The organism is Bacillus sp. SH7-1 (assembly GCF_008042405.1).
Taxonomy (GTDB): domain Bacteria; phylum Bacillota; class Bacilli; order Bacillales; family Bacillaceae_G; genus Bacillus_A; species Bacillus_A thuringiensis_N.
Map to the genome: position 1 here is coordinate 1 of NZ_QNUD01000050.1, position 24,535 is coordinate 24,535.

The following is a 24,535-nucleotide window of genomic DNA, read 5'->3' on the forward strand; positions in this document are numbered from 1 at the left end:
CGTCTTCGTCCTCTTCTTCTACTTCGTCTTCGTCCTCTTCTTCGTTCTCATCATCGTCTTCTTCCTCGTCTGTAAAGATAACTTCTGTTTCATCAACATATTGAATTTCAACCTCTACACCATTATGTGTACCAGATTGAATTATTTCAGCTAGAGCTTTTAGAACTTCCTGTAAATCACCATCTGAATTAACACTAAATCCATTCTCAACATCTAATTTTATTTTTGCTCTTTTCACATCAGCCATTTACCTAACTCCTTCAATATATTTTTATATATACTATGTTGAAAGAATATGAAAAGATTAATCTATTTGCGGAAATTTCATTATCCATTTTCCTTAGCACTCTGTACTAAGTTTGCTATCCATGGGATTTTTAATGGCTGATCGGGAGTGATAATTTTGACTTTTACTTTCGGCTTTTCTATTGGAGTTGGAACGACCTCATCTTGTTCCGGGTTTTGTTCTTCTAGTTCTATTGCATTTTGAGTTTCTTCATCTTTTACTTCATCAATTATTGTAGGTTTTTGTGGAGATTGCTCTTCTAGTTCTATTGTCTTCTTCTTCTTTTTCTTTTTCTTCTTCTTTCTCGTCTTCTGAATCTTTTCATCTTTTACTTCATCTTTTACTTCACCTTTTTCTTCATCTTTTACTTCATCTTTTACTTCATCTTTTACTTCATCAATTATTGTAGGTTTTTGTGAGGATTGCTCTTCTAAATCTAGCAATCCGATTTTGGGTAACTCTTCCAATTCTATTTCCTTAATAATCGCTAAATTCTCTAGCACCGAGGATTCATTTAGTACAATATTTTTTTGCTGCTCATACTCTGACAATTCCCATCCCATTGGACCGGGTGGAGAAAACACAAATTTCTCTAAATCTAAAATAGGTATTATTATTTCTTCTTGTTCTGAACTCATTTTATTTCCCTCCGCTATTGCTCTTGATTTCGTGGTAAATATCAGAAAAACTTTGTAAAAATTCTTCCTTAGAGTCTTCAAGTGCTATGATATTTTGCAATGCCCAAATATACTTTTCATCAGACCACGAACGCTTTTGTCCTAGATAGTATTTATGTGCAATTGCACAGAATAAGTGAGGGAACGATAAATCAGTCCAAAGAATACGAAATTGTTTTTCTGATAAGGAATTTTCCGAATCATATGCACTCAACATATGAATTGCTAAATTAGTATCCCAAACTGACATTTTTTTCATCACTTTATTTAAAATGATACGTAGATCCCTCACGGGTAAATCACTTGTAATAGAATGTAGCTCTTTCATAAACACAGCATCATCTATTTCTGCAAACCTTGCTAAAGTAAAATCTTGCTGACAAAAACTATTAGATGCAATAACTTCTTTTGTCCATTGGTCATAATATGGATCATCTATTTCTTGTAATGCTCTCTTACCACGTGCTAACATCTTATCGACGTACTCTAAAAACATCGTTGAAAATACATCATCTGGAAAGGAGAGTGCAATTCTTTTGTTTCCTTCTAATTCTTGTAATTTCCATCTGTATAATTTATGCCATTTTCCTAATCGACTCCGAATTTTACTTTCTTGCATTGGAACATATCCTTCTGATGCTTGCTGAAATTTACCTGCATATATGAGTACCTTTTCTAATTGTTCTTTATTATAATAGATGACTTCTTTCCCTTGATGCTTATCATATAGTACATACGCATACCCATCAGATCCGATACAAAAGCCCCCTCTTTTTGTTTTATGAATGTTTGTAATTGGTAATCCATTTTGAAGAAGATGTAAATGTGCTCCAGCAATAAATAGCATCCTTTTAGGGTGCATATGTGCTTGTTTTAATATTTTTAATCCTTCTTCTGTTTCAACTTCCCACATTGTTCTCCCACTTCTGCTTGATTGTAAAATGATATTACTTACTTCAAATGGATAAAAGCTAAGGACCTTTTTTAAATGTTCACTCTCTAATCCAGTTGTTTCTTCCAACTTTCATCACCCTCCTCTTAAATTTTATAAAACTTCCCCATACACTTTCATTAAATCCATAGCGACTCGGTTCCAATTAAATTCTTTTTCAACCTTCGCACGTCCATACTTCCCTATCTGTTTTCTTTTATTTTCGTTATTTAATAGATTAATTATCTTTTCTGCATATGCATCAGGATTCTCAAAGTCATTGACAATATATCCATTTTTTCCTTCTTCAATAACCTCAGGGTTACCGCCTCGATTACTTGTGATAATTGGTAAACCCGCTGCCATTGCTTCGTAATGTACCCTAGCAAGAGGCTCTTGCCACTGTGAAGAGCAAACAAAAATATCTGACATAGCATAAAGTGTTGAAATATCCTTTGGCTTAACAAATTTAATAAAGACTACATGTTCTGGAAACATTGCACCTAAAGTATATAAATGTTTTACATAATTATTTACATTGTTATCTCCAAACCATTTTGAACCAATAAAAACCATTACAATGTCTGGATTCTTCTCAATTATTTTAGGAAGAGCTTGTAGCAAAATATGAGGACCTTTTACTTTGCTCAAGCGTCCAACAAACAAAACTATTTTTTTATTTTGTAAATTCAACTGTTTTTGCACATGACTTTTAACTTTTGTACCATTCGCGGTCCACGAAGGATAATATTCATTTACATCTACACCAGAATATACTGTTCTTGTCTTTGCTTTTGCAGTTTGAAAGCGCGAGGTAATTGTTTTTCCTATATAATCACTAACTGTTACAATTTTGGAAACAGCAGCAATACATGCTTCGCCCTCTTTATCACTTATCTTTTCGTATGCAAACATTTCATTATGCACACTTAACACGAATTTGGTCTGTGGTACCGCCTCACGTAAAATTGTAATCCAATTGGGACGATTACATAAATGAACCACATCATATTTTTCCTGTTTCAAATGTTTAATAACATAAGGCAGATACTCCTCTTCTGGAAAACGTATATACCTTACACCTTTGTTTTTTTCTTCTGATTTTAAATTAGGATCTGTTATAGAAATAACTGTCACATTTTTTCCATTTGAAGCAATAATGGAAGCAACAGAATCTATATAAATTTGAATAGCTCCACCCCGTACAGCTGGTACAGGTAGCTTTTCTGTGGATATTATCGCAATTTTCATTAAATCGCCTCCCTGTTTCATAAAATACAACTTTCTTCATATGTTACGAAGGAACCCTTATATTTGTGAGTTATCAAGCATTATTTCATCTTTTATAATTGAATTTGGTAAATAGTACTTTTTCTTCTTAAAGGCAAATGGCTAGAGCAAAAATGGTCATGTACCATACAGTAATAAGAGAGTATAAAAGGATGGTGGTATATGTGGAGAATCATAATGAAGAAGCGGTGTATACATTATCGCCCGAAGAGGAACAAAAATTAGTAGCATTGGCAGAGACAATGATTCAACATTGGGACATTCAAGCGACTACAATTGAATTAATACAAGGTGGACAACTAGCCTTAGTATGGAAAATTCATACTGCAGATGGACCATTTTGCTTAAAGAGAATTCATCGCCCTGAAAAAAAGGCTTTATTTTCTATTCACGCTCAAGATTATCTTGCAAAAAAAGGCATGCGTGTACCGAGCATAATTCCAAGCAAAGTGAATCAGTTATATACAAAACACGGTCCATTTTTATTTGTTGCTTATGAATGGATTGAGGGAAGACCATTTGAGCTTACAATGCAAGAAGACCTTGAAATGATTATGAAAGGGTTAGCGGATTTTCATGTAGCTTCTATTGGCTACAAACCGCCACCAGGCATACCTATCTTTACAAAACTGGGACGTTGGCCCAATCATTACATTAAAAGATTTCAACAGATGGAGATTTGGAAAACTTTATCCGCAACTATGCCGGATGACCCATTTTCACAATTGTACTTGACTGAAATCGATGCTTTCATTTCAGAAGCAAAACACACACACCAAAGACTATTGGAATCTGAATATACAAAATGGACTGATGAATTACAAGAATTCCCTAATTTATGTCATCAAGATTATGGAACAGGAAATTCCTTATTAGATCCAAGTAATCAAATTTGGGTAATTGATTTAGATACAGTTTCTTACGATCTTCCTATTCGAGACTTGCGTAAAATGATTATTCCTCTCCTAGATACAACTGGTGTTTGGAATGCAGATCAATTTCAAATTATGATTAACGCATATGAGTCAGTTTCTCCTTTAACAGCTGAGCAGAAGAAAATTATGTTTATTGATATGTTATTTCCTTACGAATTGTATGATGTGATTCGTGAAAAATACGTCAGAAAATCACCATTACTTGCTGAAGAACTTGCTGGAGCTATGGAATATGAAAGAATAAAGTCAAAAGCTTTAAATATGTTAATAGAGGAATTTTAATACGCAATACAAACCGTTTTGATGCAAAGGTTACTGTTATCTTTTTCCGACAGAATGACGCTTCCTCAAAAATGTGAAGGCATGAAACATCAATTTTAGGTGGAGGTTAAATGTTGGTAGGCAGAAGTCTACGTTTTTTCGTTTTTACTAGAAGCAAGAATAAGAAGCCTTAATTGTGCGAATCATTGTTTGAAGTTGTTTTGTATTTAATCGTTTTCTTGCTATATGGAATCATACTTATAAGAAAGCGGGGAAAAGGTTAACGTATCATTTTTTCACTGACGAGCTTACTCAATCAAAAAAGAAAATGGTACGGGAAGCAAGATGTAGTTATATCAAAAACGTTTATTGTTAGTCAGCTATGTTCAAATTACATTTACCAAAATAAAGACGTTAAAAATCTTAATCTTCGTGAGTGTGATTGCCCTTCTTGTAGTACACATAACGATAGATATGTTAACGCAGGACTAAATCTTAAAAACGAAGCTATCCCTCTCTTAACTACAGGGATAGCTTAATTGATTAGATCCATTAGGGGGTTAAGTGAAGATTGTTTCAGCAAGGTTCTGTAACGAGAAGCATTTAATAGAGGCATAGAACTTACACAGACTGTTCAATTCAAAATTATAATACACTTCCAAACAAAATATGTACAAGCTGACTTTATTTAATGCATGCCCCCCTAAAAAGAGTTTGTAGAATAGCCCCCTCAATATAGTAATTTTTTGCGTGCAAATAAAAAGAGCATCAACTATTGTTAGATGCTCTCATATATAAAGTGGTTTCCCCACACTCCATTGTATGCTTGTCCTTCTCAAAAGGTGTAAGCAAAAAGACGCTTTATTTAAGCGCCTTCTCAAAATAGTTGATAACTCTTACGTGTAGATGAATATTTCTCGATGTTACTGCTATTCTATGCTTAGAATTATCTAATATGCATCCAGTCCTAAAGGAGTAAGGAGTGTTAATCTAAAATATATTGGAAGTAACAAAGAAAAAAGATAATATTCTTGATACATTTTTGATTTAATATTTTCATATAATATAAATCAACATTAAAATTCAATCGTTATCCTATTGTTTTTTACATTTTAACTAGAAAACTATTCTACATCACCAATCGCTTGAATAGACTCTAGTTTAACATTAATTCTGTTCGGATAACCTATAATATTACCAGTTGAATTACTTGTTACTTCAACATTTGGTCCACTAACAGTAACTAAATTTTGACTCACATTCATTATAATGCCCTTAATATGAATTCCTTCTAAAAACAATCCAGTACGTAAATGAAGTAACTGATAGGCATATAAAAGTTCTCTAATCTCTTTTGTTACCCCTGTAAAATTATTGATAGAACTATTCACTACTGAATGATAAGAAGAAGATCCCTTTAATTCTGAAGAAGTGTTAGGGGACATTTTTGATTTTAATAAAACGTTAGAAGATTTATCTGATTCAGCTGAAGAATAAACCATTCTTCTTGATCTATACGGAGTAAAAAAAGGAATAGGATTTACCTCAAATAATCTAAATTTACGTTCTTTATTTTTAAAATTAGAACAAAACTCACACAACTGTATCCCCCCTATAAAGATATGTACTATATAATAAACAAGTTATAAAAAAATGTACCAGGTATTTATACTACCTAGTACATTTTTAAATTTATTATTCTGGTTCTTCTGCTTCTTGAGCATCACTAACCGATAAAATATCGTTAATTTTAACACTCATTTGATTTGGACTTTCAATAGCTTCACCACTATCGTTGCTAATCACTTCAACGCCTTCAAGAGTAACTAAAGTTTCTCCAATTCGTGTAATAAGGCCCTTTACATGAAACGACGGTAAAAACAATCCAACTCTTGCTCCTACCAATTGAAATGCTTCTAACAAAGTAAGAATTTCAGTGTCTAGTTCTTCTGCAGCCATATTTTAATACACTCCTTCCCTACTAAATATTAATAAATAACTATGAAATTCTATTAAATTAGTTCATCATTACTTATCACAATAGAATATGTTCAAGACTAATAAATGAAATAGACAAGTTGGCAAATATTTTTTCTAGTCATACATTATTAGGGTATGGTATTTAAGAAACAATCCATAAAAAAATTCTTATTAAACAAATTTCATGTTTACATAAAAAATCCACACTTAACTAGACTCATATACTCACACCATCCTTTCTAGACGAGCATAAGATGTACTGACGAACGAAAGGGGGTAATTTTATGGGTTTTGGTTTTGGTGGAGGTTGTGATTTTAACAGATGTGATCATCATAGACGAGATCATCACAGAAAAGAAGAAAGAGAAGACGATCGAAGAGAAAAGCATAACAATCCAGAGTTATTACAATTCTTAAGAACATTAACTCCTGGTACTTGTATTGTTATTCAATATGATTGTCAACCACCTACAAGTGCAACATTCCAAGGTTTTCAAGGAAACAACGTAATTATTTTATCTGACTTTGATTGTTTCCCAGGATTAGCACGTATTGCAATTAACAAAATTAACGTAATCTCTATAAATTCACCTGATTGTGATCGTTTCTGTTGCAAGCGTAAGCATTGTAGAGAAGATAAGCATAAACATGATCATAACGATGATTATTAAAAATGAATAGAAATACCTTTCTTTTAATTTTATAAGCCACTTTGCAGAAAAAACACCTATTAAAAAATAGGTTTTTTTTCTTTCCAAAATTTACTGAACTGAACATAAATAACAAGCCATTCCATATATCAGACATATACTATATGTAAGGTCGGCATCCAAATGACCCAAATAAATACCCACGCCAAGAAATAAAACTACAAAGTATTTCTTGGCACCTTTTACATAAAATAAAAAAATTATTAAAAATGTACAACCCTAATTAAAAATTCACACATATAATGTATCCTACCTCTCTTATCATCTTAAAAAGGGATTTATTTTATATAAATCCCTTTTTAGTATTTAAATACCTAATATAATCTACATAAAATAATAATTCCTAAAAAAAAAATAAGATAAGAGCCCTCCCCTCTTATCTTTTACTTATATTTATTTAAAGTGTTATTAAACTACGCGTCGAACACTAATCACGTCTAAGCTTGTCACATTAATGTTCGCAGCATCATCCACCCAAATAAGAAATCCATCCTCTATACGAATAAAGACGCCTGTTCCATTGATCTGAAGTCCGCTTGAAAAAACTTCAATTCTGTCGCCCTCTCGTAAACCGTTTAATCTTGAATTCGACAATTCTCTCACCTCCTCACAGTCCTTTCTTCATCAGCTTCTATTACGTTTAATACATTCACATTATTTTAAATACTATTAAGCTATGCGTCGAACACTAATAACATCTAGGCTTGTCACATTAATGTTCGCAGCATCATCCACCCAAATAAGAAATCCATCCTCTATACGAATAAAGACGCCTGTTCCATTGATCTGATCTCCGCCTGAAAAAACTTCAATTCTGTCGCCTTCTCGTAAACCATTTAATCTTGAATTCGACAATTCTCTCACCTCCTTACAGTTCTTTCTTCATCGGCTTCTATTACGTTTAACACATTCACATTATTTTAAATACTATTAAGCTATGCGTCGAACACTAATCACGTCTAAGCTTGTCACATTAATGTTCGCAGCATCATCCACCCAAATAAGAAATCCATCCTCTATACGAATAAAGACGCCTGTTCCATTGATCTGACCTCCGCCTGAAAAAACTTCAATTCTGTCGCCTTCTCGTAAACCATTTAATCTTCTTCGTCCTTCAAGATTTCTCAGTTCTCTTACTTGCTCGCGTTCTCTTCTTCGGTTTCTATTACATACATCACATTCACATCTACGTTCAAAAGACATTTAACATACCCCCTTCGCCCTAAAAAATTTATTTGCATTATATATTATGAAAGAAATAGATTAATTGATTAGACTTACTTCCTCTATCAAACATCCAATTAACTAATTTATCAAAAAAAAATCACTAATTTTAATAATTGTACAAGCCATTTTGTATTACTTACATACATTAACAGTGAGATGATCAACATCTTACTATACTCCAAATCCCAAATTACCTGTTCGTTAACTATCTTTAAAAAATAAGAAAAAAGGCCAGTTTTCAACTGGCCTTTTTTCTTATTTACAAAGATATATATTTTGGAAATTAAACACCCCTTACTAATAAATACATATATTATATAGTGCTCCAACACACTGCTAAATAAAACTCCACTAACAAAAAAGAACTTATTTTCTATCTGTCAAGAATTTAGGTTCTTTTTTAATATTTTAAATCAATTTATATTGATAATAGGATTTTAATTCCCTTCCATATAATCGATTCTATACTCTTTATTCAGCATTTCCTTTACCATGAGAGTTCCGCTCACCCTCAAATAACTTTTGCAGTATGAAAGCTAGGATTCAGCAACTTCACCTGTGGTATCACCATAATTCTTTTTAATTATTTACTGGTTCGTTGCACAAAAACAACATCTCTAGCAGAATCTCGTAAGATATTTGGCGAGAAGAAACTTTGAGCTTTTTGAACGAATAGTTATAATTCATTAGATACAGAAATAGACATACTAAAACGCCATCCTTTCCTATGATTCTACAGAAAGAACAACGTATTTTTTGCTACTTAGGGATATTAAAATTGCGTGAACTACTCACCACTTAACGTCCTTACGGACTGTTTGAAGTGGGAGCTTCTTGGGAAGTAGATACTTTTATTAGCTATCTATATTTACCAAGCTATAAGGGTAGTACCTACCCCTAAAGAAAATACCAATTACATGGCTAATTTTAGTAAGTTTATACTTGCGTTTACATCTCTATCATGATGGCTATTGCATTCAGGGCAGGTCCACTCTCTAAGGCTTAGATTCTTGACTTCCTTATTTTTATAACCACAGCAAGAACACAATTGGCTACTCTCATAATTCTTAGGTGCGATTATCAAATCGCGACCTTTCCATATTGCTTTATAGTCAAGGTGCTCTCTGAATTTAGCCCAAGATACTTCACTGATTGCTTTTGCTAATTTGTGATTCTTTTGCATGTTCTTCACTTTCAAGTCCTCAATCACAATTACTTGGTTTTCGTTTGTGATTTCATTGCTTATCTTGTGAAGAAAATCATTGCGTTGATTCGCAATCTTCTCATGAAGTCTTGCAACTTGTAACCTGGCCTTATTTCTATTGTTTGAACCTTTCTTTTTGCGCGACAAAGAGCGCTGCAGAAGGGCTAATCTTCTTTCGGCTTTTCTCAACCATTTAGGGTTCTCATATTTCTTGCCATTAGACAATATTGCAAAGTCTTTTAGCCCAACATCAATACCAACTTTTGCATCAACTTTAGGAAACAATTGCACATTTTCTTCTACTAAAATCGATACAAAGTATTTACCAGTAGGTGTTTGAGACACTGTAGTAGACTTAATTAATCCAAAGAATTGTCTGTGCTGTTTAATCCTTACCAAGGTCTTTAGTTTGGGCAGCTTGATATAACCACTCTCAATGTAAACCGTGCCTTTTTGGTTATTTGTTGTATAACTACGATGGTTATCTTTCTTACTTTTGAATTTCGGGAATCCAACAGATTTATCCCGGAAAAAGTTAGCGTATGCTTTATTCAAATTCATTTGAGCATTCGCCAACGCAAGGCTATCCACTTCCTTTAGGAATGGAAATTCAGCCTTATATTGTGCAGGCGTAGGATATTTAACAGATTTATCAAGTTTATCCTGTAATTCTTGATAAAATTTGATTCTATCTGCAAGCATCTTGTTGTATACAAATCGAACACATCCAAATGTTTTTGAGAAAAACATTTGTTGTTCTTTATTTGGATAGATACGATATTTGTATGTTTTTAACATTTCCTACACCTCACTTTTCCCTTGATTTTCAATATATTTCTTTACTATATCTATCGGTGAACCACCCGTAGTAATCAAGCAAAAGCTTCTTGACCAAAACATTTCTTTCCAAAGTTTCTTTCTCACATGGGGAAACTCTCTCTTGATGAGTCGAGAACTTGCACTTTTATAAGCATTAATGAACTTTGTCATTTCTGTATTCGGATGTGCCTTGAATAAGATATGCACATGGTCTACATCATGATTCCATTCAACTAATGTGATGTTATATTTTTCAGATAGTCGGACAAACATGTCTTTTGCATAGTCCGACATATCATCATCAAATACATTTCTTCTGTATTTCACGACCAATACAAGGTGATAATACAACAAGAACACTGAATGATTATTGCTGTCTAAATTCATTGATATACCAACCTTTACCCTTTATAAGACTGATTATATCGGAGGTGAAAACAAAAGGTAAAGCCTTTTGGCTGCGCCAAACCGAAATTCATCTCCCACCTATCGTTGGACTATGCCCTTCACACGCTTGAGGAAGGAGAATTCTTTCGGGAAATTCGTTAAATTGATAGGCATTTTGTGAGATTCTCATAAGAACAGGTTTTATTAAAACCCTGTATACCTCTTTCAAATGAAACTTAAATTACTTATAGCATTAGCTTGTAGTTCAAATGAGAACACTGCAAGTGAATCAAAACCAAAACAAGAGGCTAAGAATCCCGAACCGGTTACTACAACATCATTAATTAGCTAATTCATGAAAGCTGGATTAGAAGCTGAGAACGCTACGGATTTAGAACAAAAATAATTTGGAAACATGCGTAAAGATAGGAAACGTATTCTTACTCCGAAATTAATTTGGGATAAAGGTGACCTTGTGTTTGAATTTAGTAAAAAAGAAGATTTAGAGAAGGTTAAGAAATACTATGATGAGCTAGGAAACTCAGCTCCAATGCTTTTCTCACATACCTATGCTAAGGGGAATTTCCTTTTACAGATGAATGGCGATATGAACAATAAAGAGATTAATAAATATAAAGAAATTATAGATAAAGTAGCGAAGTAAAAAGTAGTATTATTGCGTAATACAATGATATTTACTCGGCGTCCAATACATAGCATCGATATATGACATGAGCTCATTTTGGAAAATTCCTTTTTAAAAAGAAGCATAAATGATGAGGAGGACATATTTTAAACTATATTCCAATGGAAAGGTGGGGAAACGTATATGAATTTACACTACAAAAAAAATTCCATTATAACAAGCACGCCTTATTTTCCACATATTAATTTATCAGGCCTTCCTGAAGTAACAAGAATATCTTTATGCTTTCCTAAAACTCCAAAAACGAAAAAAACATCAAAATCCCCCAAATCAAAAACATTGTGCTTTAGGCAATTTATAGAGCATAAAATCCAGTTAGTTCCTCCTGCAAAAAAAGGAACCATCAAAGTTGATAGACAGATATTTACTATGATTGAAAAGGTGTGTTCAGAAGTAGTCACTATTTCGGGGTTTATCCGCAAGACTGTTACTTATACGGCATTAGCTTATAACAAGGTAATACCAAACTATAGGATACAAGGTGACATTCCCTTTCAAGGTCTTATAGAATCAAAAGACATTAAAAAGGAGCATCAATTTAGCATCCTCTCTGATACTTTTGTATGTGGAGCCAACTTTGAAAACCCAAAAGAATGCCAAATATACAAATCTCCCCTTGCTTTCAATTTTATAGAGACCGATTTTGTAAAAGTTTCCATAAAAATGAGTAATTAGTAAATTAATTTTTTCTTATTTTAAATATTAATTAAGCTCATGCCAGGGACTAACTTTGCAATTACTGTTCTTTCTAACCTTTTTTATGATTAGATCGACTCCACGATTTAATATGACTTGCTATCAGCAAAGCGTCTATTAGAGGCTCCACATAATTTACATTTCTCTTCAATCCCAAAAAATTTTTGAAGAGACAAAGGTCCCGATTTGGAGATAAAATGCCCGTAAAAGCCCGATTGGCAATAGCTAATAATTAGTGTGTGATGGAGAAAACCCTCATTGATTAAAGTTTCACTTTATTTTTTCGTAATTGATGAAGCCTTTTCTTCACCCCTTTTACAAAACTTGAAAAAAGGGTGGAAACACGCATGATATTAATATAGGTAATATCCCTTATTGCTATTTCTTGTGTATTACTACGCTTTCTTAGATAAACATGTTCATTCGTAACTTTTGTAATCCGTCCTGTATAAACTTCTTTTTGATCGTATAGTTTTATATATGTCCCTTCCCATAATTGCAAATGATTTATAAATGCTTCTTCAAAAAATTGTTGTTTTAAATTCACTTGTTCTGCTACGGTTTTTCCAAACTGCAGCATCAATTTTTTTCGGAGATTTTCATCATATATTAAGTGCTGATGAGATGTAGAAATATTAGGTATTGCATATGGGATATTCGCGTTTTGAATCGCTGTATATGGGATAAAAATACGCTCCATTAATGTTGTAAGCACAACAAAGTCTCGGCCAATTTCATTTACTTTAGCTACTGTATGTAAGCTACTCCCACCCCTATCCGAAAAAACTTCCACGCGCTGATAACGTTTATGCTTAAAAAACTTCATTAGCATCATGACTTGTTTTCGCTCTGGTAAGCATTCACCAAGTACTTTTAAATTAGTACCATGCATGTATTCTTGGAGCATCTTTAATTCATGAGTCGGTAAAGCACTAGCTGGAGATGTATATCCTTCCTCTCTTTTTTCCCTATAATCGAAAACAAGACGATCATTATCACGAACTTTTATTATGTCCTTCTGCATAAAAACCTCCTATTTTTTCATTCATCATAGATATTTTATGATGGTAACTCATAGTTTAGTATGGAGGTGAAAACACGAATGAATTTTTTAAATACAATTCTTTTATTTAGCTATTTTTTTATAGCAGCTATTTCATACTTCTACTTATACAAATCTCGGCATCTCATTGGTTATCACTTAGGTATGAATATTGCAATGTTATCTAGTACAGCTATTGGTTTAGCTGTCGGTGCCGTTCTCGGATCACAATTCCCATTAGATGAAGGCGTCATTACAATTGGCACAACGATAATTGCTGTTACTGTTGGCATTATATTTGGAGCATTAGTTGATTATCAAACACTGCTAACAGGTGTAGCAAGCGGTATTATGTCTGGACTCATGGGACCTATGCTCGGTTTACATTCAACACAGCCCGCTTTCTTAATTATTTGCACAACTATAATCGTATTTTTATCTTTCATTTTGCTACGCTTTTCCGTCCGAAATTAACGAGTTTTTAGTGGAGGAGCGATTTAGTTATGTGCAAACTTTTTAGATGGAAACATATAATCATTTTATTTAGTTTTATCTGTCTTTTTTTGCAAACAAAACATGTTTTTGCAGAAACAAACACCATACAAACAACTCCTAAGCCAAATCAGAAATTAACAAATTCTCCATCGAATCTTTCAATGACTTTTTCAGCTCAAATCAATACAGAAAAAGCTACTGTTCAAATTTTTGATGAAAAAGGAACGAATAAGGTTAAAGACTCGATTGAATTTTCGAATAACAAAGAAACTTTATCTATACATTTGCCTCCGTTAACAAGCGGCGTTTATACAGTTATTTACTATATACCTTTGCAAAATGGGGAAATAATTCGTGATTCTTACATATTTACAATTGATACACTGTCAAAAGACAAAAAAAAACAGTCCATCTTTTCATATCTTTCACTCTTTCAACTCAAGTATGATTCTCAATTTTGTGGAAATATTTTCGCAACCGTTTCAAACAACACCTGGATTACACTTCTTTATTTGATGAACATATTTCATTACGTTAGTATCGTTATGTTAATTGGATGGATTATTTGGGGAAGTTTTCTTAAATCTAATGATTCTACAAACCACAAAGTCTATCAAACTAATCTGTTTATTTTCCACTTATTTTTTTTACTCACGACATTGCTTTTACTTATAATCCAATCTATTAGTACCATTGATTTCAACATGAATCAAAAAATATTAGCAATACCTATAGATACATTATATGGAATTTCCTGGATTTCCTTACTTTCACTTGCTTTCCTGGGCTTTTTCTTTCTTACTCGCTCAAATGTAGTCCGTATTTTATGGGTAATCCTTATACTGTTTGTTAAAAGTATGACAGTCTATACTTTAACTATATTCCCATCTCCTTTTACAATATTTTTTGAAAATATCTATTTATATATTGTTACTGTTTTAGGAGGAGGTTATTTATTTATGGCTGCTTTTCAAAAGCAACTCTCTGCTCGATCACTTCTCCCTAAATTCCATCTATATGCTTGTATTTTGGCAGCCATTTTATTCACCTATAATCTGTTTATTTATCTTACTTATATAAATTTAAATACATCTGGAGCAACTTTCTTCACAATTCAATTACTAACCATTCTCCTTTGTTCGATACACCTATACATGTTTATCAAACAGAAAAAAAACACCTTTCTTTCGCTTTGTTTTCAGGCAATTCTATTATTATGTAATATAATAATCCACGACTGGATAGGAGTATATAATCATCTATTTATGTAAAAAAACACCAATAAATTACGAATATTTTTTCACATCATTTTTTATATTTGAGATAGAATGCAATTCTTTTTAACTGGAAGGAGGCTTGATATAATGCTGAGGGAATATCATGTGGTTGCCATTCCAATTCGCATTGTTATTAACAACTATGGTGATCACGACCCTGAGGGTAAAATATATGTTTTAAAAGAAAATGTCAGTAAAATAAAAAAGCTCGTAGAGGAAAATCCTTTTTCAACAGTAGACCTCGTGCAACCACTCGTTATTCGTGCCAATGTAGGAGATACCGTAAAAGTAACCTTTGAAAACCAATTACCTTTTAGCACTTCCATGCACATTCAATTAGCAGAGTACGATGTACAGACTTCAGATGGAGCATTTGTTGGAAATAACAAAAACACTACTGTTCCACCTGGTCAAAAACGAATCTACACTTGGGAAATCATCCGTGAAGAGATTCACCTTTTCTCTGATTTAGGTAATCCACTTTCCAGCGAAGAAGGAAGTAATGTACATGGCCTATTTGGGGCATTACTCGCACAACCAAAAGGATCTACATGGACAGATCCTATAACAGGCTTACCTATTAACAGCGGCGTTTACGCTGATATCCATAATCCACTATTACCTTCATTTCGGGAGTTCGCATGGTTTTTTCATGATGAGATGGAAGTAAAAGATTTAACAGGAGCAAAACCAATTGATCCCCATACATTACAAAACAGTGCGACACACTCCGTTAACTACCGGTCTGAACCAATGCGAAATCGTGCTCGCCTTATCCAAGAAGGTATTGTCTGTCCTGATTGTGAAGGTGAAGAAGTTCATCATGATTCCTGGGTATTTGGTGATCCATCCAGCCCTATTTTACGTGCTTACGTAGGAGACCCTCTTAAAATTCGTGTTATTCATGGCGGGATAAAAGAAACACATGTCTTTCATTATCACGTCCATCAGTGGCTATTTGAACGTAACAATGTCGATTCGTTAGAGGTCGATTCATTATCTATAAGTCCACAAAATTCGATTACCGTTTCACCTTTATACGGTGCTGGAAGCTCACAAGGTGCATTTGGCGATGTTATTATTCATTGTCATCTTTATCCTCATTTTGGTGAGGGAATGTGGGGAATGAATCGTATTTTTAATACATTACAAGACGGAAACCAATTTTATCCAAATGGTGTACCTATTGCAGCATTACAGCCGCTTCCTGATCGACCAATTCCACCTGCGCCTACACGCGAAAAGCCCGGATTTCCAAACTTTATTCCTGGTGTTTTTGGTTGTAAAGCTCCCCGTCCACCACTTGGAATTGTAGGTGGCCGCAAATCAACAGAGCTTGAAATCAATCAATTTGATCCGAATGCTCGTCCGGGTGCCGTATTTGTGAACCCTTGTCCCGAAGGCACAAAAGTAGAACGGGTTTTTAATGTCGTTGGTATTCAAGTACCTATTATATATAACGAAGAAGGCTGGAATGATCCAGAAGGTCGTATATATGTATTAGAAGAAGATGAAGAAGATGTGTTATCTGGTCGTAAAAAACCAGAACCCTTTGTCATACGTGCGAATGCCGGTGAATGTATTCGTATTAACTTTACAAATAAGTTTCCAGAAACATTAGGCGGAAATGCATTTCAACTTGTAGAACGAACATATGAAGCAGCTACTCACGTACACTTCGTCAAATTCGATCCTCTCGTTGCCGATGGTGCTAATGTTGGCTGGAATTATGATAGTAGCGCTTTACGAGGTGAAACAATTCGAATGCAGTGGTTTGCAGATGTTGAATTGAAGGCTGTTTTCTTTCATGATCATTTATTTGCGAATTCACACCAACAGCATGGTTTATTTGCAGGAATATGTATTGAACCAAAGGGATCCCAGTTTCTCGATCCTCGTACAGGAAAAATTTTACGGTCTGGTACACAAGCAATCATTACAAATCCACTCATACCTGATTTTCGTGAATTTGCCTTGTTTGTTCATGATTTTTCGCTTTTATTTGATCGTAGGGGTAAACCACTTAATGCACCTGAATTTTCAGGTTCTGAGGGTGACCCTGGCGTTATGGCAATTAATTACCGAAATGAACCGCTATCAGCACGATTAACAAATCCTGAAACTGACCCAGCTTTTGTTTTTAGCTCTTTCCTTCATGGCGATCCTGTGACACCATTATTACAAACTTATAATGGTGATCCAGTACGCATTCGATTATTTCAAGGCGCTCATGAGGAATCTCATAGCTTTAACTTACACAGACAAAGTTGGCGTAGAAATCGTCCGGATTTAGAATCAGAATTTACTCAACAACAAACTATTGGAATATCAGAAGCTTTTACAGCGGAATTTGCGGTTGAAGGCGATGGCGATTTTGATATGCTGTACTATTACGGTGGAATTGATGATATTTGGCTCGGAGCTTGGGGAATTTTCCGGACATTTAAAGAGCGGGTTCCAAAGCTATTCCCTCTACCAGACCGACCGCAACCACCAAAAAGAACAAAACCATTGCCAAAACCTACTGAGGAACAACCTCCACCAGCAACAGATCCTGGTGAGCCTTGTCCACCAAATGCACCAGTTCGAAAATTTGAAGTTGTTGCATTTCAAACTAAAATTAAATATAACAAAGCTGGTGATAATGATCCCGTTGGTATTATTTTCGCTTTAAAAGAAGATGTTGAAAATATAAAGAACGGGAAAATAAATCCCGAACCACTTATATTACGTGCGAATACCGGTGAATGTGTAGAAGTTACTCTCCACAATCAATTAACAGAGCCATTTCATAACGAAGGAGAACTTCATGGTTATCCAGAAGTGCCCGATGAAGACATTGTTTTCACGCCATCCAGACGAATTTCTCTTCATGCACAAATGATTGCATATGACGTTCTTGGCTCAGATGGTGCTACAGTTGGATTTAACCCAGATCAAACCGTGGCACCAGGGGAAAGTATTACGTATCGTTGGTTTATTGATCGTAATTTTGGCGCTTGTAATCTCTGGGATATGGCTGATTTACGTAATCACCGGCACCACGGAGCTTTTGGTATGCTAATTACAGAACAAACTGGCGCTCTTCATCTCGATCCTATAAAGCGCACACCAATCCGAACGGGCAATCAAGCAATTATTTCACATCCACTTTTCCCAGAATTTCGCGAATTTGCTTTATTAATGCATGATGGTGTTCGCCTTGTAGATAAAAATGGAAATCTTATTATTGATCCCGAAGCAATTTTTATAGCACCGGAAGAAGGACTAGAAGATCCAGAAGATCAAGGATCTCGCGGCTTTAACTACCGCTCAGAACGTATCATTCATCGCTTAAAGCAAAATCCAGATGTTTCAGCAGTATTTAGTACAAAAATTCACGGAGATCCTGCTACACCGATATTTTTAGCACATGTAAATGATCCAATTATCTTTCGTTATACTTTCCCTGCTGACAAACCTCGAGCACATGCTTTTACAATACACGGACATTCATGGCTTCGAAATGAGAATAATTTAAACTCAACCTATATCGATCTCCAAGGAGAAAACAGCGTTGGTTCCAGAGCAAATATAGTCCTTGCACATGGAGCTGGTGGTCTAAACGGCAGACCTGGAGATTATATGTACCGTTCGGGTAATATTCGCTGGGACATTGAACTTGGTATGTGGGGGATACTTCGGGTACTAGGAAAGAGTAATGACAAACTCCCTCCTTTACGAAATCCCTAAAAAATAGGCTATCCCCGCTTTGTAGGGATAGCCTTCATATTCATTGTATCAAATATACTCTAAATCACTTCTTCTGCATCAGGTTGATCAATCACAATTACATCTCCATCTTTAAAACGAATTTCTCTTATATTTACCCATAATATTGTCACTATTACTTTTCGTTTCTGCAATACGCCGATAAAATCTGTTCCCACTTCTTGAATCTTCCCAACAATAACCTTTTCATCATTCTCATCACAACGTATTGTTACTTCTATTCTATTGCCTATATTTTTTAAAAGCTGGAAATTTAATCTTTCCTTTAAACCATTAAAATTTAATGGGACCAACTCTTTACATATAGGATTTCTATTACCTATCGATTTGTTCACTTGTGATTCTTTAACAATGGGGACTTCTATTTTTTTCTCTAAAGTATTCTGTTCCATTTTCCGATTTTTACCTTCTAAACCTTCTTTCTTTTTTACTGCTCCAGGAACATTTAATAAAGGGCGTGACCCCCCACTATTTTGTTTATCAGACCGCAAAAGACAACCTCTCCTTTGACTCATTCTCTTCTTAGCTTATGAAAAATAGAATCAAAAAGAGACATACCAAAAACAAAAGGTGTTTTTTTCTTTTTTATGGAAATAAAGGTACAAACCCCTGCATAATAATAAATTGATAGTAAAAATTCATAATGAAAGGGGGATATGCGTATTTTCTCTTGGTACATACCATGAGATTTCACGCTATACGTATGCCAAAAAATAAATCAAAACAACAACACGGAAAACGACCACCTGAAACAGTAGATTGTTCACCACCCAAAAAAATCCCTTTAGAAAATACAGCAACTCTACCTGAAAATCAAGTATTTGTCGATTTATTAGGAAAAAATATTTTATTGTCTACAAGTTCTGATCAACTAAATATTTTAGGGCAAACATTTCGTCCTATTTTCACTGGGAAACTTGTAAGGGTAACGGATGGCTTCATTACACTTTATCCTGTCATCATTAAAATGAATAATGCACCATTTTTTCAATTCCCTACACCTCTCGATTTTGCAATTGAAATGATCGTCTTCTTCTTACCCTTTGATCCTAATACTAAGTTTCCAATTCCATAATAATAAAGGTGGTGTAAAAAATGGAAAAGCAAGATCAACTCAAAGAAAAAAATCCGCTTCCTCCAGTGTGTAAAAGCTCAGTTAACAATCCTTTAATTAATGAATTACGCCGTGCTAATGTTGCACAAGAATTTGCAAACCACATCGGTTCTCGGGTTTTCATTCTAATTGCACAATTTCCTTTTATGATTATCGGTACCATTGTTGAAGTCCAGGGGGATTACGCTTTTATTAAAATTGAAACAACTCATATTAATGAATTTGATAATATAACGGCTCGTGTACATATTGACGAGATTGAAGTATTCTTTATTGAAGACGGGAAATTTAAGATTCCAAACATTCAACAAATCCCAGGAGTTTAAGCTAACAGGCTATTCCACTTGTAAAGGACAGGTGATAGCCTTTTTTTCGTATACAATGGGATGAATGATGACACAGAAAGTATGACAAACGCATTTATTATACTAATCATATTTTATGAAACGAAAGGAGCCCTCAAATTATGAAAATGGACAACCCAAACCCAATATGGACTCCAACTTATTTTAATACCACTCCCTGTCCTCCATCATCTACTTGCTTTCCTGATGCCCCACCGGTCTTCCCTTCTCCTAACAGCTCACTTCCACAAGAAGAATTAGATCAATTACAAGCGTGCATTGAAGAAGCAAATAACTTACTCCATATTATTTCAAATCCAAGAAATCCAGAAAACACAAGAGCCTTACAGCTTTTTCTTTTAACACTTCGTGGTTTAAAAGTACAAGCAATTATTGCATGTGACAATACTCAGGAAAAGCAAATAGGCACTTTAACAAATGCAGGGAAGGATTTCATTGAGTTAACCAACGAAAAAAAAGGAAAAATACTGATCCCATATCTACAACTTTGTTTATTGAAACGGGATTGTAATCAAAATCCTATACCTCAACCTTTACCGTTTAACTTTACTCCACCTATTCGCCAAAATTTAATATTACATTTTGGAAAAACAGTAGCAGCAAATCCCCTTTTAATTAATACTTTCTTTGGTATTTCTTTAGCACTTTACTTACAAGGATTTATCGGAAAGAAAATTACAATTCGACTGCAAAATGAAGAAAACCTTATACAAGGAGTTTTAATTAGTGTTCAGGAGGGAGAGGAAGATGCAGATGACATTTTAAGTCCTCCAGCTAAAATAAAAATAAAAGTTGATAATAAGATTGTAGACGTTGATTTAGATGACTTATGTTTTGCTTCCGTCTGTCCTCGTTAAAAATACTGTAGTGATTATTTTTAAATATTTCAGCTTCGATTATATAAGCTTATACAAAAACGCTTAAATATGAACAGCAATTTTGTATTTATGTATCTAACTAAAGCCTTTCACTAACGCTCCGGTTATTGACATATATGAGGCGGTACAGTAAAGTATGGAACGGTACCGTAGCCCACAAATCTAAATGGTCTATCGTGGGAGTATCAAAGGAAACAGATGCTCAAAGAATAATATAGTAAAGAACAAAGAGATGTTCAATTAATGTAGATATTAACAGAAATACAAGATAGCATGCGCCTTATAGCAAACTCAGAACAGAAGAAATCGTTTTGAAGTCGCTTGTTTGGTAAATAAATTAAAATCAAATGGTAAAGAAAAATTTGCTTTTTATTAAAAAAAGATAAGAAGTGGGTTTTCCGTCTATTATTAATGATAATATTTAATTTTTAACACTATAAATGTTAGTCAAGCATATATTATAGTATTGGAATTGGTTTCACTCACTTATTTCAATTTTATAGTTTCCTTTCAAGAACACCAACGGACATTGGTGTTCTTTTTAAGTAGGTAGATTTTGAAAAATAAGAAGTTTTCTTAGTTACAAATTTATAAAACAAAGAAGCACTCAAAATGAGTGCTTCTTTGTTTTATAATGTTATTTGTACTTGTTGTACTTGTAAAACTTTTAAAGTAAGATCTAGTACAATTTTTTCACGAAGTGTATCAAATGTTTCGTTTAATTCTGTTGGACAAGGCGAAAAGTCTAATTCAAAGAAATTAGCGCTGACTAATTCGCAATATGGTTGTTCGTTATAAACAACTGCATTTTCGAAGAAGTATTTGTCCAAACGTGGTAAATCACCGTTTTTTGGATTAATAAAGTGAGATGTTGTGTCTGAGGAAGCTGCTATTAAAGGTAGTGTTAGAAAATCCCCCTCTGTTAAATCTGCAAAACCAGAGAACGGAACATTTGCAATACGATCAAATAGCACTGAATTACATCCATCACCTGCATATTCAATGTTTTTACGAATATACCCTTGTACAAATAATTTTGCTCTTGTAACTCGGCGGAAAGCTGTACCTGGTACTGGAGTAAATGCTACAGGAACTAACTTACATTGTGTTAAAAATACATTTTTTAGGACACGTTTAATTTCAGTTGCTACAGGTGCTAATGTAATATCAGTTTCTACAACAATTTGAATTGTTCTTTCAGCTAATACAACTGGTATTTTTACAATGGGTGCTCCTGGAGTAAGAATTGGTGTTGCAGTCTCATCACTTAATGGTGTTTGAGTTTGTCCTGCTGTTTGACATGGTACATTGATTGGACATTGTTCGCTCATATTATCTAATCTCCTTTTTAAATCGCTTTAAATTTTTAAACCGTTCAATGGCAATATATTCGTTTTTTTTTATCGATGTATAAGCTTGTATAATAGTTTTTCAAATTTTTTTATTTTTTGTAGATATTTAATTGGCTTTCTCATTAAAATTTTAAAATTAGCAGGTTCCGGGTAGAAAAATAAGTAAGTGGGTTTTAACTACGATCTGAACAGCATAGATTTTAACCTAACCTGTGCTTTAATTTAAGCACAGCCCTTTATAATATCCCTTATAAAATTTAGCATAATCATACATTTAGGTTGAACTTAAGTCATATCACCTAATTAAGAATGCTATATTTATTTCTGCAGTTAATAAAAATATTAAAAATCCCCGTCAAAAATTTATATTATTTCGAGCCGTTGTATTCTTCGTTAGAGCTATTTATTCGTTTAAATTATATAAGCAAGAATTTAAATAACTTATTTACAAGAAACAATAGTAATTTTATAGATTACTGTTGTTAGTTTACCTTGAAATCACCTAAAATATTGACCTCACAACAATCCCTCAAATATCTTCAAAGTACACGAAAAAAGTGTACATTCAAAATTCTATAAATAAAAAAGGAGAAACAGCCCCTTAGGAATATTTAATACAATACATATAAAATCATCACAAGAAAAAGAAGTTAACAATTAATTGTTAACTTCTCAACTTAAGGAAAAATAGTATCTTTCTTTATCTTCTAATATCTAGGTTGTGATTGAATATTTGTAAGGTGAACATCAAACATATCAATGATTTCAAGAAATCTATCCGCTTCACGGAAAACGTGGTCTGCCAATAATGGATGGATGATACTCTTTATTTTACACTGCTCAATTAAGTCACGTGCTGTTTTCTTAAAATCCCGAAGAGATGTAACCGACACACGATTTTGATCTAAAAATTGATCTAAAAGAGGGACTGTTTTGGATTGTGGTTTCATAGATTCTAAGTCAATTGCTTGATACATTAATGCATCAAAATCATTGCTAAAATTCCGTGCTGTATCTACAAGCTTTCTTTCCGATGGATCAAGAAGATGACCAATAAATTTAGCATGGTCTGCCATAATCCTTAAAAAGAAAACATTTTCTTTAATAATTGCATCAGGAAGGGCATCTAATTTACCTTCATTTAATTCCATTAAACGTTTTCTAAAATAATCAGCTTCCCTACTTGTATGGTCAACTAACAATGGAAAGTTATTTTGTCCTGGCAATTTACATGTGAGAATCAATCCTAAAATTTTTCGTTTAAATCCCCAAATATTAGTTGCGGCTTGTTGTACTTCTGCATTAAACCTTTTGATTTGCTCAGGATCTGTTTCATTTGTATAAGAATGCGCTATTTGTTCGATATGTTCAAACAATCGATAAAATTGATTAGCCTCTTCGATTAGTTGGGTATCCTCGCATCTAAACCCCAATCGAAGAAAAAAAGAATGCTCCTTCATGATTCTAGACCAAAAACGAATTTCATTTAATGATCGTTCAACAAACATTACAGACGTAACACCCGTATCAGGATGTAATGAGGTTTTATCCCTATTCATTCTTAATCATCCCCCAGTAAATACCAAGCTAGTTCTATTCTTATGAGTAAATATATATATAAATACCATCAATAAAAGTTCATGATGAATATGCGTTCCATAAAATAACAAATTATTAGAGGGATTATCTGGAAGTGGAGAATTAAAAAGGGGACACGTGGTACTCAAACAAAAATAGATTCAACTACAATCCATATTCATAGGTGGGAATCTTCACATCTCTTTTATAAATATCACGACTTTATTTCAAATCTACACATAGCGCTATACTCCTTATTTAAAAGAAGGAATATTTTATATTCAAAATAAATTGGCAATAAAATAGGGGACAAATCTAAATTAGATGGTAGATTTTAAGCGTTTGATAAAAGCAAGACGAATACTTACAGATTTATTGTTGATACAAGTAGATAATATTTTAAAATAGAAGATGTTTTTAGGAAAATAGTTGTAATTAGTCAGACGCAGGAACAAACATAAAACACATTATGGATAGTGCAAGCACTAGATTTATAGCGATATGGCGCTACCCCTTTAACTGAAATACTATAGCCCGAATTCATCATCGAGCTA

General features: G+C 33.7%; 22 protein-coding genes and 5 pseudogenes. 12 read left to right on the top strand and 15 right to left on the bottom strand.

The genetic code is table 11. From position 1 onward, the window contains the following. The 4 genes and pseudogenes from DN390_RS30905 to DN390_RS27855 all read right to left on the bottom strand — a co-directional run. Positions 1-247: pseudogene (locus DN390_RS30905) on the bottom strand (ATPase); the annotation flags it as partial. A gap of 80 nt (positions 248-327) precedes the next feature. Next, the gene (locus DN390_RS27845; RefSeq protein ID WP_147809038.1) at positions 328-924 is read right to left on the bottom strand and encodes a hypothetical protein; all 597 of its coding nucleotides are present in this window, start codon (positions 922-924) and stop codon (positions 328-330) included. A 1-nt stretch (position 925) separates the two neighbouring features. After that, complete coding sequence (gene cotS, locus DN390_RS27850; RefSeq protein ID WP_147809039.1) at positions 926-1,984, bottom strand: spore coat putative kinase CotS; 1,059 nt, start codon at positions 1,982-1,984, stop codon at positions 926-928. Positions 1,985-2,008: 24 nt separating this feature from the next. Then, a complete protein-coding gene (locus DN390_RS27855) occupies positions 2,009-3,145 on the bottom strand; it encodes a glycosyltransferase family 4 protein (protein WP_147809040.1) in 1,137 nt (378 codons plus the stop codon). Positions 3,146-3,297: 152 nt separating this feature from the next. On the opposite strand from DN390_RS27855, the gene DN390_RS27860 reads away from it, so the two are divergent. Together DN390_RS27860 and DN390_RS27870 are read left to right on the top strand one after the other, a co-directional pair. Next, on the top strand, positions 3,298-4,401 hold the full coding sequence (locus tag DN390_RS27860; RefSeq protein WP_147809079.1) for a CotS family spore coat protein: 1,104 nt from the start codon (positions 3,298-3,300) through the stop codon (positions 4,399-4,401). A gap of 284 nt (positions 4,402-4,685) precedes the next feature. Continuing rightward, a pseudogene (locus DN390_RS27870) lies at positions 4,686-4,919 on the top strand (zinc ribbon domain-containing protein); the annotation flags it as partial. A 585-nt stretch (positions 4,920-5,504) separates the two neighbouring features. Here DN390_RS27870 and DN390_RS27875 read toward each other — a convergent pair. Continuing rightward, positions 5,505-5,981, bottom strand: a complete 477-nt coding sequence (locus DN390_RS27875) for a hypothetical protein (protein WP_147809041.1) — start codon at positions 5,979-5,981, stop codon at positions 5,505-5,507. 94 nt (positions 5,982-6,075) lie between these two features. Next, the gene (locus DN390_RS27880; RefSeq protein ID WP_061401380.1) at positions 6,076-6,339 is read right to left on the bottom strand and encodes a hypothetical protein; all 264 of its coding nucleotides are present in this window, start codon (positions 6,337-6,339) and stop codon (positions 6,076-6,078) included. Positions 6,340-6,644: 305 nt separating this feature from the next. On the opposite strand from DN390_RS27880, the gene DN390_RS27885 reads away from it, so the two are divergent. Then, positions 6,645-7,031: a hypothetical protein gene (locus tag DN390_RS27885; protein ID WP_147809042.1), complete on the top strand. Its 387-nt coding sequence runs from the start codon at positions 6,645-6,647 to the stop codon at positions 7,029-7,031. Positions 7,032-7,478: 447 nt separating this feature from the next. On the opposite strand, the pseudogene DN390_RS27890 reads toward DN390_RS27885, so the two are convergent. The 5 genes and pseudogenes from DN390_RS27890 to tnpA form a co-directional block, all read right to left on the bottom strand. Beyond that, a pseudogene (locus DN390_RS27890) lies at positions 7,479-7,691 on the bottom strand (hypothetical protein); the annotation flags it as partial. Positions 7,692-7,739: 48 nt separating this feature from the next. Further along, a complete protein-coding gene (locus tag DN390_RS27895) occupies positions 7,740-7,934 on the bottom strand; it encodes a hypothetical protein (RefSeq protein ID WP_147809044.1) in 195 nt (64 codons plus the stop codon). A 66-nt stretch (positions 7,935-8,000) separates the two neighbouring features. After that, positions 8,001-8,273 (bottom strand): hypothetical protein, encoded by a 273-nt coding sequence (locus DN390_RS27900; protein ID WP_147809045.1) that lies wholly within the window; start codon positions 8,271-8,273, stop codon positions 8,001-8,003. Positions 8,274-9,210: 937 nt separating this feature from the next. Then, positions 9,211-10,299, bottom strand: a complete 1,089-nt coding sequence (gene tnpB / locus DN390_RS27905) for an IS200/IS605 family element RNA-guided endonuclease TnpB (protein WP_147809046.1) — start codon at positions 10,297-10,299, stop codon at positions 9,211-9,213. Positions 10,300-10,302: 3 nt separating this feature from the next. Beyond that, complete coding sequence (gene tnpA / locus DN390_RS27910; protein WP_147809047.1) at positions 10,303-10,707, bottom strand: IS200/IS605 family transposase; 405 nt, start codon at positions 10,705-10,707, stop codon at positions 10,303-10,305. 229 nt (positions 10,708-10,936) lie between these two features. On the opposite strand from tnpA, the pseudogene DN390_RS27915 reads away from it, so the two are divergent. Both DN390_RS27915 and DN390_RS27920 read left to right on the top strand, forming a co-directional pair. Continuing rightward, a pseudogene (locus tag DN390_RS27915) lies at positions 10,937-11,371 on the top strand (stress protein). A 165-nt stretch (positions 11,372-11,536) separates the two neighbouring features. After that, entirely contained in the window at positions 11,537-12,088 is a 552-nt protein-coding gene (locus tag DN390_RS27920; RefSeq protein WP_147809048.1) for a hypothetical protein, read from the top strand. 283 nt (positions 12,089-12,371) lie between these two features. Here the strand turns inward: DN390_RS27920 and DN390_RS27925 are convergent, their stop codons facing one another. After that, the gene (locus tag DN390_RS27925; RefSeq protein WP_147809049.1) at positions 12,372-13,133 is read right to left on the bottom strand and encodes a hypothetical protein; all 762 of its coding nucleotides are present in this window, start codon (positions 13,131-13,133) and stop codon (positions 12,372-12,374) included. Positions 13,134-13,211: 78 nt separating this feature from the next. On the opposite strand from DN390_RS27925, the gene DN390_RS27930 reads away from it, so the two are divergent. From DN390_RS27930 to DN390_RS27940, 3 genes are all read left to right on the top strand, one after another. Beyond that, positions 13,212-13,625, top strand: coding sequence for a hypothetical protein (locus DN390_RS27930; RefSeq protein ID WP_147809050.1), 414 nt, complete (start codon positions 13,212-13,214; stop codon positions 13,623-13,625). A gap of 29 nt (positions 13,626-13,654) precedes the next feature. Beyond that, complete coding sequence (locus tag DN390_RS27935; RefSeq protein WP_147809051.1) at positions 13,655-14,917, top strand: copper resistance CopC family protein; 1,263 nt, start codon at positions 13,655-13,657, stop codon at positions 14,915-14,917. Positions 14,918-15,010: 93 nt separating this feature from the next. Next, a complete protein-coding gene (locus tag DN390_RS27940; RefSeq protein WP_147809052.1) occupies positions 15,011-18,655 on the top strand; it encodes a multicopper oxidase domain-containing protein in 3,645 nt (1,214 codons plus the stop codon). 59 nt (positions 18,656-18,714) lie between these two features. On the opposite strand, the gene DN390_RS27945 is transcribed toward DN390_RS27940, so the two are convergent. After that, a complete protein-coding gene (locus DN390_RS27945; protein ID WP_147809053.1) occupies positions 18,715-19,185 on the bottom strand; it encodes a hypothetical protein in 471 nt (156 codons plus the stop codon). 191 nt (positions 19,186-19,376) lie between these two features. On the opposite strand from DN390_RS27945, the gene DN390_RS27950 reads away from it, so the two are divergent. From DN390_RS27950 to DN390_RS27960, 3 genes are all read left to right on the top strand, one after another. Further along, the gene (locus DN390_RS27950) at positions 19,377-19,769 is read left to right on the top strand and encodes a hypothetical protein (RefSeq protein WP_147809054.1); all 393 of its coding nucleotides are present in this window, start codon (positions 19,377-19,379) and stop codon (positions 19,767-19,769) included. 20 nt (positions 19,770-19,789) lie between these two features. Further along, complete coding sequence (locus tag DN390_RS27955) at positions 19,790-20,134, top strand: hypothetical protein (protein WP_147809055.1); 345 nt, start codon at positions 19,790-19,792, stop codon at positions 20,132-20,134. A gap of 140 nt (positions 20,135-20,274) precedes the next feature. Further along, on the top strand, positions 20,275-21,030 hold the full coding sequence (locus DN390_RS27960) for a hypothetical protein (RefSeq protein ID WP_147809056.1): 756 nt from the start codon (positions 20,275-20,277) through the stop codon (positions 21,028-21,030). A gap of 650 nt (positions 21,031-21,680) precedes the next feature. Here DN390_RS27960 and DN390_RS27970 read toward each other — a convergent pair. After that, positions 21,681-22,382, bottom strand: a complete 702-nt coding sequence (locus DN390_RS27970) for a CsxC family protein (protein WP_061401395.1) — start codon at positions 22,380-22,382, stop codon at positions 21,681-21,683. 320 nt (positions 22,383-22,702) lie between these two features. On the opposite strand from DN390_RS27970, the pseudogene DN390_RS31410 reads away from it, so the two are divergent. Further along, positions 22,703-22,843 (top strand): annotated as a pseudogene (locus tag DN390_RS31410) (6-aminohexanoate hydrolase); the annotation flags it as partial. 267 nt (positions 22,844-23,110) lie between these two features. Here DN390_RS31410 and DN390_RS27975 read toward each other — a convergent pair. Next, positions 23,111-23,962: a DUF2935 domain-containing protein gene (locus tag DN390_RS27975; protein ID WP_147809057.1), complete on the bottom strand. Its 852-nt coding sequence runs from the start codon at positions 23,960-23,962 to the stop codon at positions 23,111-23,113. Positions 23,963-24,535 lie beyond the last annotated feature (573 nt).

What these genes read in the sequence shown, in the direction of transcription:
- DN390_RS27925 (WP_147809049.1), bottom strand. Translation starts at nt 13,133, where the DNA reads ATGCAGAAGGACATAATAAAAGTTCGTGATAATGATCGTCTTGTTTTC.
- DN390_RS27960 (WP_147809056.1), top strand. Translation starts at nt 20,275, where the DNA reads ATGAAAATGGACAACCCAAACCCAATATGGACTCCAACTTATTTTAAT.
- DN390_RS27930 (WP_147809050.1), top strand. Translation starts at nt 13,212, where the DNA reads ATGAATTTTTTAAATACAATTCTTTTATTTAGCTATTTTTTTATAGCA.
- DN390_RS27950 (WP_147809054.1), top strand. Translation starts at nt 19,377, where the DNA reads ATGAGATTTCACGCTATACGTATGCCAAAAAATAAATCAAAACAACAA.
- DN390_RS27860 (WP_147809079.1), top strand. Translation starts at nt 3,298, where the DNA reads ATGGTCATGTACCATACAGTAATAAGAGAGTATAAAAGGATGGTGGTA.
- DN390_RS27900 (WP_147809045.1), bottom strand. Translation starts at nt 8,273, where the DNA reads ATGTCTTTTGAACGTAGATGTGAATGTGATGTATGTAATAGAAACCGA.
- DN390_RS27855 (WP_147809040.1), bottom strand. Translation starts at nt 3,145, where the DNA reads ATGAAAATTGCGATAATATCCACAGAAAAGCTACCTGTACCAGCTGTA.
- DN390_RS27920 (WP_147809048.1), top strand. Translation starts at nt 11,537, where the DNA reads ATGAATTTACACTACAAAAAAAATTCCATTATAACAAGCACGCCTTAT.
- tnpB (WP_147809046.1), bottom strand. Translation starts at nt 10,299, where the DNA reads ATGTTAAAAACATACAAATATCGTATCTATCCAAATAAAGAACAACAA.
- DN390_RS27885 (WP_147809042.1), top strand. Translation starts at nt 6,645, where the DNA reads ATGGGTTTTGGTTTTGGTGGAGGTTGTGATTTTAACAGATGTGATCAT.
- DN390_RS27845 (WP_147809038.1), bottom strand. Translation starts at nt 924, where the DNA reads ATGAGTTCAGAACAAGAAGAAATAATAATACCTATTTTAGATTTAGAG.
- tnpA (WP_147809047.1), bottom strand. Translation starts at nt 10,707, where the DNA reads ATGAATTTAGACAGCAATAATCATTCAGTGTTCTTGTTGTATTATCAC.
- DN390_RS27975 (WP_147809057.1), bottom strand. Translation starts at nt 23,962, where the DNA reads ATGAATAGGGATAAAACCTCATTACATCCTGATACGGGTGTTACGTCT.
- DN390_RS27935 (WP_147809051.1), top strand. Translation starts at nt 13,655, where the DNA reads ATGTGCAAACTTTTTAGATGGAAACATATAATCATTTTATTTAGTTTT.
- DN390_RS27970 (WP_061401395.1), bottom strand. Translation starts at nt 22,382, where the DNA reads ATGAGCGAACAATGTCCAATCAATGTACCATGTCAAACAGCAGGACAA.
- DN390_RS27880 (WP_061401380.1), bottom strand. Translation starts at nt 6,339, where the DNA reads ATGGCTGCAGAAGAACTAGACACTGAAATTCTTACTTTGTTAGAAGCA.
- DN390_RS27940 (WP_147809052.1), top strand. Translation starts at nt 15,011, where the DNA reads ATGCTGAGGGAATATCATGTGGTTGCCATTCCAATTCGCATTGTTATT.
- DN390_RS27955 (WP_147809055.1), top strand. Translation starts at nt 19,790, where the DNA reads ATGGAAAAGCAAGATCAACTCAAAGAAAAAAATCCGCTTCCTCCAGTG.